General features: G+C 50.2%; 12 protein-coding genes and 1 pseudogene. 5 read left to right on the top strand and 8 right to left on the bottom strand.

Going from position 1 to position 13660, the window contains the following annotated elements; all coding sequences use genetic code 11:
- Positions 1 to 12 precede the first annotated feature (12 nt).
- The 4 genes and pseudogenes from rlmD to ACLJQJ_RS11475 form a co-directional block, all read left to right on the top strand.
- Positions 13 to 1308 carry a 23S rRNA (uracil(1939)-C(5))-methyltransferase RlmD gene (gene rlmD, locus ACLJQJ_RS11490; RefSeq protein WP_063809496.1) on the top strand — a complete coding sequence of 432 codons (1296 nt, stop codon included), beginning with the start codon at positions 13 to 15 and terminating at the stop codon, positions 1306 to 1308.
- A 51-nt stretch (positions 1309 to 1359) separates the two neighbouring features.
- Positions 1360 to 3594: a GTP diphosphokinase gene (gene relA, locus ACLJQJ_RS11485; RefSeq protein WP_000226841.1), complete on the top strand. Its 2235-nt coding sequence runs from the start codon at positions 1360 to 1362 to the stop codon at positions 3592 to 3594.
- An 84-nt stretch (positions 3595 to 3678) separates the two neighbouring features.
- A complete protein-coding gene (locus ACLJQJ_RS11480; protein WP_074182166.1) occupies positions 3679 to 4035 on the top strand; it encodes a type II toxin-antitoxin system ParD family antitoxin in 357 nt (118 codons plus the stop codon).
- A pseudogene (locus ACLJQJ_RS11475) lies at positions 4001 to 4120 on the top strand (type II toxin-antitoxin system RelE/ParE family toxin); the annotation flags it as partial. The gene ACLJQJ_RS11480 and the pseudogene ACLJQJ_RS11475, both read left to right, overlap by 35 nt.
- Positions 4121 to 4239: 119 nt before the next feature.
- Here ACLJQJ_RS11475 and ACLJQJ_RS11470 read toward each other — a convergent pair.
- From ACLJQJ_RS11470 to ACLJQJ_RS11435, 8 genes are all read right to left on the bottom strand, one after another.
- Complete coding sequence (locus tag ACLJQJ_RS11470) at positions 4240 to 5289, bottom strand: hypothetical protein (RefSeq protein WP_072276138.1); 1050 nt, start codon at positions 5287 to 5289, stop codon at positions 4240 to 4242.
- Positions 5290 to 5300: 11 nt separating this feature from the next.
- Complete coding sequence (locus ACLJQJ_RS11465) at positions 5301 to 6386, bottom strand: hypothetical protein (RefSeq protein ID WP_063809494.1); 1086 nt, start codon at positions 6384 to 6386, stop codon at positions 5301 to 5303.
- Positions 6387 to 6414: 28 nt separating this feature from the next.
- A complete protein-coding gene (locus ACLJQJ_RS11460) occupies positions 6415 to 6951 on the bottom strand; it encodes a fimbrial protein (protein ID WP_063809493.1) in 537 nt (178 codons plus the stop codon).
- Positions 6948 to 7418: a fimbrial protein gene (locus tag ACLJQJ_RS11455; RefSeq protein WP_000832396.1), complete on the bottom strand. Its 471-nt coding sequence runs from the start codon at positions 7416 to 7418 to the stop codon at positions 6948 to 6950. Before ACLJQJ_RS11455 ends, ACLJQJ_RS11460 begins: the two co-directional genes overlap by 4 nt.
- A gap of 14 nt (positions 7419 to 7432) precedes the next feature.
- Positions 7433 to 7939, bottom strand: a complete 507-nt coding sequence (locus ACLJQJ_RS11450) for a fimbrial protein (protein ID WP_063809492.1) — start codon at positions 7937 to 7939, stop codon at positions 7433 to 7435.
- A gap of 19 nt (positions 7940 to 7958) precedes the next feature.
- A complete protein-coding gene (locus ACLJQJ_RS11445) occupies positions 7959 to 8732 on the bottom strand; it encodes a fimbria/pilus periplasmic chaperone (protein WP_063809491.1) in 774 nt (257 codons plus the stop codon).
- A gap of 12 nt (positions 8733 to 8744) precedes the next feature.
- The gene (locus ACLJQJ_RS11440; protein ID WP_074182165.1) at positions 8745 to 11441 is read right to left on the bottom strand and encodes a fimbrial biogenesis outer membrane usher protein; all 2697 of its coding nucleotides are present in this window, start codon (positions 11439 to 11441) and stop codon (positions 8745 to 8747) included.
- A gap of 82 nt (positions 11442 to 11523) precedes the next feature.
- Positions 11524 to 12111, bottom strand: coding sequence for a fimbrial protein (locus ACLJQJ_RS11435; RefSeq protein WP_000842512.1), 588 nt, complete (start codon positions 12109 to 12111; stop codon positions 11524 to 11526).
- A 605-nt stretch (positions 12112 to 12716) separates the two neighbouring features.
- Between ACLJQJ_RS11435 and mazG the strand changes: the two genes are divergently transcribed.
- Positions 12717 to 13517, top strand: a complete 801-nt coding sequence (gene mazG / locus ACLJQJ_RS11430; RefSeq protein ID WP_000210454.1) for a nucleoside triphosphate pyrophosphohydrolase — start codon at positions 12717 to 12719, stop codon at positions 13515 to 13517.
- Positions 13518 to 13660: the final 143 nt, after the last annotated feature.

Below are 13660 nucleotides of genomic sequence, written 5' to 3'. Positions count from 1 at the left end.
AAAAGCTGGTCGATGGCGCAATTCTACTCTGCAAAACGGCGCGTGACGACGCGTCAGATCATAACCGTTAAAGTCAATGACCTCGATTCATTTGGTCAGGGCGTAGCCCGTCATAACGGAAAGGCGCTGTTTATCCCCGGTTTATTGCCTGAGGAAAGCGCAGAAGTCATTATTACAGAAGATAAAAAGCAATTTGCCCGCGCACGCGTTTCGCGCCGTTTGAATGATAGCCCGGAACGAGAAACGCCGCGCTGCCCGCATTTTGGCGTCTGCGGCGGTTGTCAGCAACAGCATGTCAGCATCGCCCTGCAACAACGCAGCAAAAGCGCGGCGCTGGCGCGTTTGATGAAACACGAGGTGAATGACATCATCGCCGGCGCGCCCTGGGGTTATCGGCGTCGTGCGCGGTTAAGTCTGAATTGCCCGCCGGATAAACCGCTGCAAATGGGATTTCGCAAAGCGGGTTCCAGCGATATCGTCAATGTCGAACAGTGCCCTGTTTTGGCACCCCAGCTTGCAGCATTGCTGCCCAGAATCAGGGCGTGTCTGGCGAGTTTACACGACACCCGACATCTTGGGCATGTTGAGCTGGTACAGGCGGGAAGCGGTACGCTGATGATTCTGCGCCATACCGCGCCATTAAGTGCGGCGGATAAAGAAAAACTGGAACGCTTTTCGCATTCTGAGGGATTGTCTCTGTTTCTGGCGCCGTTTAGCGAGATACTGGAAACGGTATCTGGCGAAGCGCCCTGGTATGATTCGCACGGCTTACGTTTAGCCTTCAGTCCGCGAGACTTTATTCAGGTTAATGAGGCGGTAAACCAGCAAATGGTCGCCCGCGCGCTGGAGTGGCTTGATGTGTGCGCCGAGGATCGTGTCCTGGATCTGTTCTGCGGAATGGGGAATTTTACGCTGCCGCTGGCAACGCGCGCGGCAAGCGTGATTGGGGTTGAGGGCGTTCCGGCGCTGGTAGAAAAAGGCCGTGAAAACGCCATCCGCAATGGTTTACATAATGTGACATTCTTCCATGAGAACCTGGAGGAAGATGTCACGAAGCAGCCGTGGGCGAAAAACGGCTTTGACAAAGTCTTACTCGATCCTGCGCGTGCGGGGGCTACAGGAGTGATGCGACATATTATAAAATTAAAACCTATTCGCATTGTTTATGTATCCTGTAACCCGGCGACGCTGGCGCGCGATAGTGAAGCGCTAATCAATGCGGGATATGAGGTTACGCGTTTAGCGATGCTCGACATGTTCCCGCACACAGGACATCTGGAATCAATGGTTCTGTTCGAGCGCATGTAATGATTACCGGCTTACCGACTTCGGTAGGCCTGGTCCCTTAAGGAGAGGACGATGGTCGCGGTAAGAAGTGCACATATTAATAAAGCTGGTGAATTTGATCCGAAGAAGTGGATCGCAAGCCTGGGAATTTCCAGCCAGCAGTCGTGTGAGCGCTTAGCCGAAACCTGGGCGTATTGCCTGCAACAGACACAAGGACATCCGGATGCGGATCTGTTGCTGTGGCGTGGCGTGGAGATGGTAGAAATTCTTTCCACGCTGAGTATGGATATCGACACGCTGCGGGCGGCGCTACTGTTCCCTCTGGCCGACGCCAACGTAGTCAGCGAAGATGTACTGCGCGAAAGCGTTGGCAAATCTATCGTTACCCTGATTCATGGCGTGCGCGATATGGCGGCGATCCGTCAGCTAAACGCCACTCATAACGACTCTGTTTCTTCGGAGCAGGTTGATAACGTCCGTCGAATGTTATTGGCGATGGTGGATGATTTCCGCTGCGTGGTCATCAAACTGGCCGAGCGAATCGCTCATTTGCGCGAAGTGAAAGAGGCGCCGGAAGATGAGCGCGTGCTGGCGGCGAAAGAATGTACCAACATCTATGCGCCGCTCGCTAATCGTCTGGGCATCGGGCAACTGAAGTGGGAACTGGAAGACTACTGTTTCCGCTACCTGCATCCGGCGGAATACAAACGCATCGCCAAACTGCTGCATGAGCGCCGTCTCGATCGCGAACATTACATCGAAGAGTTTGTTGGACATCTGCGCGCCGAAATGAAAAACGAAGGCGTGCAGGCGGAAGTCTACGGACGACCAAAACATATTTATAGCATCTGGCGCAAAATGCAGAAAAAGCATCTGGCGTTTGATGAACTCTTTGACGTGCGCGCCGTGCGTATTGTCGCTGAACGTCTGCAGGACTGCTACGCCGCGTTGGGGATAGTGCATACGCACTATCGTCACCTGCCGGATGAATTCGATGATTATGTCGCTAACCCCAAACCGAACGGTTACCAGTCTATCCACACCGTGGTCCTGGGGCCGGGCGGTAAAACCGTTGAGATCCAGATCCGTACCAAACAGATGCATGAAGACGCCGAACTGGGCGTGGCGGCGCACTGGAAGTATAAAGAAGGCGCCGCGTCCGGCGGCGTGCGCTCCGGTCATGAAGACAGAATTGCGTGGCTGCGTAAGCTGATCGCCTGGCAGGAAGAGATGGCCGACTCCGGCGAAATGCTGGATGAAGTGCGCAGCCAGGTGTTTGACGATCGGGTCTACGTTTTTACGCCCAAAGGCGACGTGGTTGACTTGCCTGCCGGATCTACGCCACTCGATTTTGCTTACCACATCCACAGCGATGTCGGGCACCGCTGCATCGGCGCGAAAATTGGTGGGCGTATTGTGCCATTCACCTATCAGTTGCAGATGGGCGATCAGGTTGAAATTATCACTCAGAAGCAGCCGAATCCCAGCCGCGACTGGCTGAATCCAAACCTGGGCTATGTGACGACCAGCCGCGGACGCTCGAAAATTCACGCCTGGTTCCGTAAACAGGACCGTGACAAAAATATCCTGGCTGGACGGCAGATCCTCGACGATGAGCTGGCGCATTTGGGGATTAGCCTGAAAGAGGCCGAGAAACATCTGCTGCCGCGCTACAACTTTAATGAGCTGGAAGAGTTGCTGGCGGCGATAGGCGGCGGCGATATCCGTCTTAATCAGATGGTGAATTTCCTGCAATCGCAGTTCAATAAGCCGAGTGCAGAGGAGCAGGATGCAGCGGCGCTGAAACAGCTTCAGCAAAAAACATACGCGCCGCAAAATCGTCGTAAAGACGACGGGCGCGTGGTGGTAGAAGGCGTGGGTAATTTGATGCACCACATTGCCCGCTGCTGCCAGCCGATTCCGGGGGATGAAATTGTCGGCTTCATTACTCAGGGGCGAGGGATTTCCGTGCACCGGGCCGACTGCGAACAGCTGGCGGAACTGCGCTCCCATGCGCCGGAGCGGATCGTAGAGGCGGTATGGGGCGAAAGCTACTCGGCGGGATATTCGCTGGTGGTGCGCGTCCAGGCCAACGATCGCAGCGGCTTGCTACGCGATATCACCACCATTCTGGCTAACGAAAAAGTCAACGTGCTGGGCGTCGCCAGCCGCAGCGACATTAAACAGCAGATCGCCACCATTGATATGACCATCGAGATCTACAACCTGCAGGTGCTGGGCCGCGTGCTCGGTAAGCTGAACCAGGTGCCGGATGTGATTGATGCACGGCGACTGCACGGGGGGTAAACCCCAGACAGTAATAATGTAGCGGCTTTGCTACTCGTTCAGCAAAGCCGCATTAGCCAACCCCATAAGCATGAGATATGGGGTATGTTTTCGACGTACATTTCATTTCCGGTGTACTCTTATGTAAGATTTATACTTACAGTGGAGGCTGTTATGGCCAGAACAATGACCGTTGATCCTGGCGATGAATTGCGCGAGATTATTGAATCGCTCATAGAATCAGGTGATTACAGAACACAAAGTGAAGTGATCAGAGAGTCTCTTCGTCTGCTGAGGGAAAAACAGGCCGAGTCACGACTCCAGGCGTTACGTGAACTTCTGGCTGAAGGTCTGAACAGCGGAGAGCCGCAGGCCTGGGCAAAGGATGCCTTTTTACGGAAGGTCAAAACAGGGATGATCAAACCCGATGAGAACGGTAAAATTAACGCCAAAGGCCAGTGAAGATCTGGAAAATATCTGGCATTACGGCTGGCAGCATTTTGGCGAAATACAGGCCGATCGATATATTAATCATCTATCAGATATTATTCGGGATGTAGGGAGATAATCGGGGGCTACGGCTTGATGTTTTATAAAGATATCTGGTAGCTATCTGCTTACCAGATATCTGGTATGGTTCCATGAAAATCGGTTTTGTTCAAATTTCTATTCGTATGGCAGTAATACGGTTACCGCACAATCGGTGTCAATGTTGACTCGTCCCCAGGTACCACGAAGTTCTACCATCTGTGAACGGGCACATTCAGTATTGTTTTGATCACAGGGAATAGCCTCAATCTGCATGTTTTTATCATCACATGCTATTGATACTGTTGCATTATCTATTATTTGTGCACAAATTGAATCTGATTCATAGACATCACAGGGCATATTTCCATGTCTTAAAAAAATATTTGCAATGAGCTCATTGGTTTTTGGTCCACTAAATTCTTTATTTATTGAGGTTACTTCTGAGTATTTATCAAAAGAAGCAGCTAAATTTTCAGGATCGATTGAAGCGATAATTTGTACGCTGTCACTATAAAATGACATTTTATCATTAATGGTGGTAATGCTGGTCCCAAAATTGGCGTCAATAATCGAAATTTCCGTTTTTATATTATGGTCTGTAAAGCCGTAATCTGTTATACTATAAGCGTCATAGGATACTTGATGTTTTTTGGTGTTGTAAGTTATTTCCCCATCAATATATTGCGATTGTGCGTAATCATATGAAGATGGTTCGATATGCAATTTTAAATCTTGTTTGATTATTGGTGCATCGTATAGTGGTGATATATTTAATTGTGTATCGATATTGCTGGTCCAGACACAATCAAGTGTGGAATTATCATGTGATGTACAGCGGGCCCGGCGGGTTTCAGTCATATTGGGAAGTGTGAAAGAAGTGCTGCCAATGATCATTCTTATACTGGAATCCATTGTTATCGTTGATTCAATATCGACCCATAGCCCAGGGGCGCACGTTACCTGGCTGCCACGTAGTTTTCCACCAGTACATAACATCTCAATATTCTCTGGTAATAATGATGTTCTAACCCGTAGGTCACTATTTAAATCAGCTGTACCTGCCCCTCTGCCTGCCATATTATTCAATTCGGCATTGATCTTAACGTATCCAGATCCAAATGTATTGTTGGTGAAGCACATAAATAGAATAAATGAAATTATGATTCTTTTGCTTATGGTCATCATTTTTCCTGTGTTTATTCGTAGGGTATCAAAACGGTGATTGCACAAGTTGTATCAATGCTGACTTTCCCCCAGGTACCATTTATCGTACCTACTTTGCCGTTCAGGCAATGTGTTGTGTCTGAAGCATTACAAGTGCTGCTAAAGGCAAGCTGCGCATTCAGATCGTGACATACAAGAGCAACTGACGTCTTATTAAGACTGTAGTTACACAAGGATGTATCGTCGCATGGCGTATTGCCATGGTAGAGATATACAGAGGCTAGCTCGACATTATTTTTTGCGCCAGTCATGGCGACTTCTGTACTGTGCACTATCGTATTTTCAGAAAATGAAGCATCTAATATTTCTGGAGGAAAATAACGATGTAGGGTGGACGCTGGAGAGCCATTAAGTACAAGTGATCCGTTCCATATACCGAAATCACCCTCGGTATCTTCTGTCACTGTTACAGTCCATTTGAATTTCAGATTCTCAATGCCCGATGTTTCCGGTTCATAACTAGCGTAACTGCTTACCGATTCATCAATAATAATATGGCCGGAAAGGGATGAATATTGATTAGTGTCATTATTTCCTCCTCCGGGTATTACCGAAACTGTAAGATTTTGCTGGTTAATTGTTATTCCATTCTGTTTGGTAAGTAAGGTGAGGGGAAGTGAAAATGATTTATCCCATACACAAATTGCGCTGTTAGTTGCCTGATTACCCGTACAGTCGGCATGTGCCGTCGCTTTTACCGCTTCACCAGTAAAACTATAAGTGATACCGTTATCGACAGCAGTTGTATTGATGAAAGAAGTTGATGGATCAAACTCAAGGGTGGATTCAAGACCATAGGGAATTGTACCTTGAGTAGCACAACCACCCCCATCGCCTCCACCTGACTTAGTGCACGATGAAAGGATATGAATGTTTGTTGGTAATGGGGTATGGATGGTATCGAGTGTAGGATCGCCAGTCAGTGCACCAAGGCTATCAAACTGTGAAATAATTTGAGAATTATATTCTATATCCGTTCTTACTTCAGCGCATTGTAGCGCAATACACCAAAAACCAGATATTATTACCAGTATTAGCTGTAATAAAATTCGCTGCATTTCATATCCTTATAATTTTACCTATAGCTTACTGATATTCAAAGCTCACGGTAGCAGTACCCTTAAATTCCCCCGGCATAACATCTTCACCAGCGTATTTTTGCAGCCTGGCCTGCAAGTTGATGGTGGTAATCCCTTCCTTCAGCACAAAAGCTGTACCCTCTGTTGCATTGATACTCACTGGTTGCTGTGCAGCCGTTTCCACGCCAATCGCAAAACCACTGGCTTCCGACGAGGGCTCCAGCGCCAGCAGTCCGGGCAGGGTACTGTCTTCAACGCCCTGAAAGGTCACCAGCACGCCGTTGGCTAGCGCTGTTTTGCAATCCTGGAGGCTAAGTGTGAATGGAACAGGAGTCGTTTGCCCGCTGGCGTCGAAATTGTCACTGCCAATAGTATGAAAATCCACCGTCGCCATCGTGTCATTATCCACTACCAGGTTACAGGCGCCGGCAACCAGCTTACCGCTGTAGTGCACATTAGGCGTGGCGGCAGGTAGCGTATTGCAAACCGTCCATAACATTACGCCTCCGATCAAATGCCCGGCAGTTTGAAAAATACGGTTCATTGGTAATCCACCTGTAACGTGGCAAAAGCCTCAAAATCGCCTTCGGCAGGCTCTTTACCGGGCTGTTTTACCGGCACGGCTTTTAGTGTGGGAAGCGATGATTCATCGATGGTTAGCGACGTGCCGGGAGGAAACACCGTGCCGTTCTGCTGAAGTTCAATGCCCAGTTCAGGGACATTGGTGGTTAAGGCATTTGCGGAGTAAGGCGTCGCCGTGCCCAGATAGCTCAACGTAAAAGTTAATGCGTCATCGCGAAAGCTGCTGTCGCAGGTAAGGGTCCACGGGATCTCGGTCAGGTAATTGACGCCGTCAATATTATCAATAATCACGCTACCAAAACTGACCTCCAGCGTTTCACCATTATTGATAGTACAGGCGGGCGGGTTTATCAGTTTGCCGTGAAAGGTCAAATTGTCGGCGCAGGCAAACTGGGTGATTAAAAGCGTCAGGATAAGCACCCTTTTCACTATGAATCTCTCCATCACTGGTAATCCACGACTAACGTCGCACTGGCGTTAAAATCACCACCCGCTAACTGCGTGGTGGGCTCTTTAACCGGTACGGCTTCCAGCTCCGGCCCATTGCTGCCGCTCAGGGTGAAGTTCAGCCAATCCGTTATGCCAACTGGAACCAGTTGCTTATTGCCCGCCTGCTGAATACGGATGCCTAACCCCTGAACCGAAGTTTGCAGAACCTGCTCCCCGCTGATGGTGGTAGTGGTCCCCTGAATTTGTAGCTTTAGATAGTCGCTCGCTCTGCCATCGCAGTTCAGGCTGTAGCCCACAGGTTTCGTTTGAGAAGCATCGCCAACTTTGGTGGTCAGGACATCGCCAAACTCTACGGAAGCGCCGCCTACTGTACAGGGCGGTGGTTGAGTGACGACCAGATGCAGCTCCAGTTGCACGGTTTTTGTGCCGGCAGCCTCGGTGCCGGCAACGAATCCACCGCACAGCAGCACCAGTATTTTCCAGCGAGTCAACATCGTCATGGATCTCTTTCGCACAGGATTACTTATTCGCTTTCTTCTCAGCGTCACGGGTTTTTTCCTCATTGACCTTGCAGGTATTCCCTGAGCAGGTAAAAACCAGCAGGCGATGGCCGCCGTAATCATCGACGTAGCCCACCACCGGCGAGCTGCCGAGCGAGGCACCTTTGATGGGAGAGGTCACTTTTTCACGCGGGGCAATCAGCAGGTTTTTAAAGTCGGAGGCGGTTTCGTTCTCTTTGCTACCGGCATTGCTGATGACGAGGTAAAACGGTGTGGGGTTGTCGAAGATCACTCCATCGCCCTGGTAGGTCAGCGTGAGCTTCGTTTGCCACGGGTGCGTCTTATCCACCTGCCGGGCTACGGCTACCGGGCGGTAGAAAAACTTAATACGCGTTTGCAGCGCCAGCTGGAGCGTATTAGGCTTATCGCTTTTCGGCGGAATTTCCCGCACGTTGAAATAAAACAGACTTTCCCGGTCCTGCGGTAGGCTAGCCGCGGCTGGTAACGGCTGGACTTTAACCTGCCCGTCGGATTTTGGCTCAATACGCTGCAGCGGCGGCAGGGCGGTAAAATAGCGGGGATCTTTGGCGAACTTATCGTCTTCCAGCCACGCCTGTGCGAGATAGGGCAGAGTGGCATTGCCGTTTTTCAGCGTGACGGTGATTGAATTTTCATTGCCGTTAAAAATAACGCGGGTACGATCCGGCACAATCGCGCTGTGCGATACCAGCGGCGCAGCTAGTAATACCGAAGCGATAAGCGCCTGGCGCTTAAAATGGTTGGTCTTGTTCATTACAGGTTCCCTTTATTCCATATCCTTGCGATTCACCGCATGGTTGTCAGCCAGCGGTATGGGCGGGGTTTGAGTGGTTGTCACCACCGGCGCGGCCGGTTGGCCATCGGTTTGCGTATGTTCCTGGATTAGCGGTTGCGCAGGCAGCGGAGAACTTTTCTGCGGTGCGGTGGGGGGCTGACCTTCCAGCATTTTGCACGGCAGCAATAGCGCGTTGGCCAATAGCTCTGGTGTAAACGTGGGCGGGAGTGATGCTTCACACTGCGCCGCGCCATCCCAGAAGACTTTCAATGTTTCCCCGGCTTTTACGCCCGCCAGCCAGGCGTTGCCGTCATCGGCCACCAGGCCCAACTGCTGCTGGCGCTCGTTTTTCACTTCGGCGCCGAAAGGTGGGAAGTCGCCGTCTGCCAGCCGGAAAACCGCCATCATTTTCTCGCCGCTGACCACGTCAAAGTGACGGTAGCCGATGGCGCCTTCGGTGAGCGTGATCTGCACAACCGACTTAGTAGCTTCCGCCTTCTCCGGCAATTTGTTCAGATCGATACGCGCCAGGCTGCGCGAATAGCTTCCGACATCCGCAATCACGGCCTTGCCGAAAATGTTGGTTGAGGTTGGCGAGCCGTTACCGCTAACGGGGACGTCCGCAATGCCGTCGGTATCAACCAGCAAACGTGTGCTGCCCGCTAAACTTCCCCGGTGTAGCGCGCCGCCCTGGGTGGTCAGCGTCATGCCGCCGCGCAGCGACATGCCCAGTGAACGGTACGATCCTTCTTCATAATCCGCGCTCAGATCGATGTCCGTCAGCGCGCCCTGATGGCTGTAATAACCGTCTGCCTGCGCGCCTTGTTCATCCTGCCCGACGTGAAGCTGCCAGTTATCGCCGTTCTGGCTGTGGCCGGAATAGCCGAGCTGATTACGGTGTTGACTACCGTTAAACGTACCGTTGTAGCTGATGGAATCATTGCCCCAGGGAACAGACAGCGAGATATAGACGCCATCATCTTTATCACCGTTATATTCGCTGCGATAGCCGTTCAGCGACGCACTGAGATTTTTTATCGACCCTAAGTCGAAGTACCAGGAAAGAGACAGGTTATAGTTACTCTGATCCGGGCTGTCCCAGAAGGTACTGCGTGAGTAGCTGAAATAGGCGCTCATGCCTTGTTCACGGAAGTTCTGGTTATAGGTGACCGTATAGCGTTCTTTTTCGTGACCGGCATTGAGATGATGATAGGTTTTCGCATCCAGATAGTCGCTCATGCTCATAAAGTTCTTTTCTGAGAAGCGGTATCCGGCAAAGGTTAGTCGGCTGTCGATTTCATCAAAGTCACGGGAATAGCTGATGCGATATGAGTTACCCTGCAGCGTTTCGCCGTCAAACCCGTCGTCTTGCGGCATGTGGGCGATGGAGTGCGTAATGTCGACCGCCACCGCGCCCACCACGCCAAGATCCTTACCGCTTCCCAGCGCCACGGCCTGATAGTTGCTTTCTCCAATTGCGCCGCCATATAGCGACCAGCCGTTGGTGACCCCCCACGAAGCTTCCGCCGAGGCGAATGTGCCGGTAATGGGGTGATGATCCCAGTCCTGCGGGCGGCCCAGCGCCATCTTGTAGCGCACCATGCCGGGGCGCGTCAGGAAGGGAACCGATGCGGTGTTAACGTCAAACTCCTGGGTCTGACCGTTCTGCTCTTCCACGGTGACGTGCAACGTACCGGAAACGGACTGGTTGAGATCCTGAATACGGAACGGTCCTGCGGGCACCTGCGTTTCATACAGTACGCGCCCCTGCCAGGAGACTTTGACTTTTGCATTAGAGCGCGCAATGCCCACGATCTCCGGCGCATAGCCGCGCAGTTTCGGCGGCAGCATCTGATCGTCAGAAACGACGCTGGCACCGATATAGTTAAAGCTGTCGAAAACATCGGACTGAAGATAGCTTTCGCCCAGCGTAAGTTTGGCCCCGAGCGTCGGTAGTGCGCGATAGGCGTAGTAGCGGCTCCAGCTCTGATCGTGGAGGGTGGAAGTGTTCTCGTCATCGTCACGATGGTCGTAGCTGGCCTGCCAGTCGGCCCGCAGTCGCCATGCGCCCAGGTTCGCGCCTAACGTCCCGTTGCCGCTGATGCTTTGCTCTTCGCTGCCGCTTTCTTGATCGTGGCGGAGCTGATTATTAATGTTGTAATCCAGAATGATGCCGGGAATACCATTATCCCAGCGGGCGGGTGGGTCCCAGTCGACATCGCTGTACTCCATATACGCCTGGGGTAAATTCACCAGCAGCGTGGAGTGTCCCAGGTCGGCCTGAAAATCCATGCCTTTCAGTGAATCTGGCGCCAGACATTGTCGTTCACCGTGCGTTATCCAGACGAGTTTTTCCGCGAGTTCCGGTTTTATACCCAATTGCGTAACTAATTCTGGTTCTGCGCAAACCTCACTTCCTTGTGGATCATGTTCTGGTATAACCCAGTTAACAGGAAATTCCTGCGGCAGAGTCTGTCCGTTAATTTTAATTTGTAAGAGGTAGACGCCTGGCAGAATAAAACCCTTACGAGAAAACTGTGCAATGTTAACGTTATCGCGATTTTTTACATCGAGGAAATCGGTATTAAATTCGATGTCTTTGCCTGACGCGCTATAAGGGGAGACGCTTAGAAGCATTCCCACTCCGCACGCTATTGGGCAAAGAACACTTTTCCATGTGTTATTCATCAAATATATTCCGCAATAAAACTCAACAGGAATACCCTACCTAAAGCGGCAGGGTATTATCGTCGTGACTCTGTTAACTGAATTACAGGTAAGAGATAGTGACGTTGGCGGCGCTGCTGAATTCACCTGTGCCTACGGTGCCGGTTGCTGCGCCAACCAGCCAGGCGGTGAAATTCAGGCTTTGCTTCTCATCAAGAATGGTATCTCCGTCCAGGTCCGCAATGGCCTGTGTATAGGTATCGCCCAGTTTGATATTGTTTTTGCCAGCATCGCCGATTGCCAGGCTTACATTGCTAATAGCGCCGGTGCCGTCAGTCTTCATCAGCGCGAGATTATCCGTGGCGCCTGTAGCCGCTGTGGTTCCACTACCTGTAGTGAATACCACATTCATATTTTTCTCGGTAGCCCAGGTACAACCCTCAAGATCGATATGAAAGGTACGGGCATTGTTGATGGTCGTTTTACCATTACTCAGCGTGCCATTACCGATACTTGAACCCATATTGACTGTTTGATCTTCCGTATCCAATGTGACGGAGCAGGGGGAGTCAACAATATTACCAAGGAAAGTGACCTTCGCTGTGTTGCTACCCGCGGCTTGAGCGCCGGAGACAATTCCCATAACTAAAGATGCAGTTACTGCCAGTTTACAAAAATGAGATGACTTCATCGTGTTATCCTTAATTAACGTGTTTTATGGCAACATTTTGTACGCGTATACCAAGGGATATGCGGCATAGAGCCATGCTGCGGGCTTTGGGTAAAAAATAGGTCATAATAAAAATATTATATTTCTACATTTTTATGAGTATATTCTTATGAGCTGAATGATCGTACCTGCTCATAGAATATTATATGTAATACTTTCAATATATTTATTTCATGTATGTTCCAGAAAAAACAAAAAAGCGGTCTTTTTTGAATATTAAACTGGCGTGCATGCTACTCGTTTTTCCGTAAAAGTGAAATAATTTATTTTTTTTGAAAGGGAAGGCTCTTTGGGTGGGGTGCTTATAGTGTTTGCATGATTTTTTTACTTAATTGATGTTATTTATAATGTCTGGTGCAAATATCTGTTTTTTTAATAAATTAGTTATATGATTATTATATTGTTGTGTATCGATTAATAATTTTAAAGTTATACGGGAAAGGTAGCATTCAACACCTGTTAACAATATATTTTATTATATAGGCGTTGCCGTAGTGTCTCTGTGCGTGAATGGTTAAGAATAATACGTTACAATTGTCGCTGGTATTTACAACCGATTAAAAACCATGACAACTAACCATCAAATTGACCGTCTTCTCACCCTCATGCAGCGCCTGCGTGACCCGGAAAACGGCTGCCCGTGGGATAAAGAGCAGACCTTCGCCAGCATCGCGCCTTATACGCTGGAAGAAACCTATGAAGTACTGGATGCGATTGCGCGTGAGGATTTTGACGATTTGCGCGGCGAACTGGGCGACCTGTTGTTCCAGGTGGTGTTTTACGCGCAGATGGCGCAGGAAGAAGGCCGCTTCGATTTTAATGATATCTGCGCTGCCATCAGCGACAAGCTGGAGCGCCGCCATCCGCATGTTTTTGGCGAGCTTTCCGCGGATAATAGCGAAGAAGTCTTAGCTCGCTGGGAGCAAATCAAAACGGAAGAGCGCGCGCAAAAAGCGCAGCATTCCGCGCTGGACGATATTCCGCGCAGCTTACCGGCCTTAATGCGCGCGCAAAAAATCCAGAAACGGTGTTCAAACGTGGGCTTTGACTGGACGACGCTGGGACCGGTCGTCGATAAGGTCTATGAAGAGATCGATGAGGTGATGTTCGAGGCGCGGCAGGCGGTTGTTGATCAGGCTAAACTGGAAGAGGAAATGGGCGATTTGCTCTTTGCCACGGTCAACATGGCGCGTCATTTAGGTACGAAAGCGGAGCTCGCTTTGCAAAAAGCGAACGATAAATTTGAACGTCGTTTTCGCGAAGTTGAACGTATTGTCGCAGCCAGAGGCCTGGAAATGACCGGGGTGGACCTGGAAACAATGGAAGAAGTTTGGCAGGAAGTAAAACGCCAGGAAATTGATCTCTAAAGGTTTTAGGCGGTCAAGAGCGATTTGTGTGATTTTTTAAATAACAAGCGCTTGATTTACGTCAAAAACATTTACCTCAAAGGGGCTATTTTCTCCCTCCCTGTGTGAATGTCAGCCTGACGAAGAGGAGGAATAATGAAAGT

The organism is Salmonella sp. SAL04202, from assembly GCF_046550775.1.
GTDB lineage: Bacteria > Pseudomonadota > Gammaproteobacteria > Enterobacterales > Enterobacteriaceae > Salmonella > Salmonella enterica.
The sequence above is the reverse complement of the archived record's forward strand: the minus strand, read 5'-3'. Positions and strand labels throughout refer to the sequence as shown.

Coding starts and splice junctions, on each gene's coding strand:
- rlmD (WP_063809496.1), top strand. CDS start 13: ATGGCGCAATTCTACTCTGCAAAACGGCGCGTGACGACGCGTCAGATC.
- relA (WP_000226841.1), top strand. CDS start 1,360: ATGGTCGCGGTAAGAAGTGCACATATTAATAAAGCTGGTGAATTTGAT.
- ACLJQJ_RS11480 (WP_074182166.1), top strand. CDS start 3,679: ATGTTTTCGACGTACATTTCATTTCCGGTGTACTCTTATGTAAGATTT.
- ACLJQJ_RS11470 (WP_072276138.1), bottom strand. CDS start 5,289: ATGATGACCATAAGCAAAAGAATCATAATTTCATTTATTCTATTTATG.
- ACLJQJ_RS11465 (WP_063809494.1), bottom strand. CDS start 6,386: ATGCAGCGAATTTTATTACAGCTAATACTGGTAATAATATCTGGTTTT.
- ACLJQJ_RS11460 (WP_063809493.1), bottom strand. CDS start 6,951: ATGAACCGTATTTTTCAAACTGCCGGGCATTTGATCGGAGGCGTAATG.
- ACLJQJ_RS11450 (WP_063809492.1), bottom strand. CDS start 7,939: ATGACGATGTTGACTCGCTGGAAAATACTGGTGCTGCTGTGCGGTGGA.
- ACLJQJ_RS11445 (WP_063809491.1), bottom strand. CDS start 8,732: ATGAACAAGACCAACCATTTTAAGCGCCAGGCGCTTATCGCTTCGGTA.
- ACLJQJ_RS11440 (WP_074182165.1), bottom strand. CDS start 11,441: ATGAATAACACATGGAAAAGTGTTCTTTGCCCAATAGCGTGCGGAGTG.
- ACLJQJ_RS11435 (WP_000842512.1), bottom strand. CDS start 12,111: ATGAAGTCATCTCATTTTTGTAAACTGGCAGTAACTGCATCTTTAGTT.
- mazG (WP_000210454.1), top strand. CDS start 12,717: ATGACAACTAACCATCAAATTGACCGTCTTCTCACCCTCATGCAGCGC.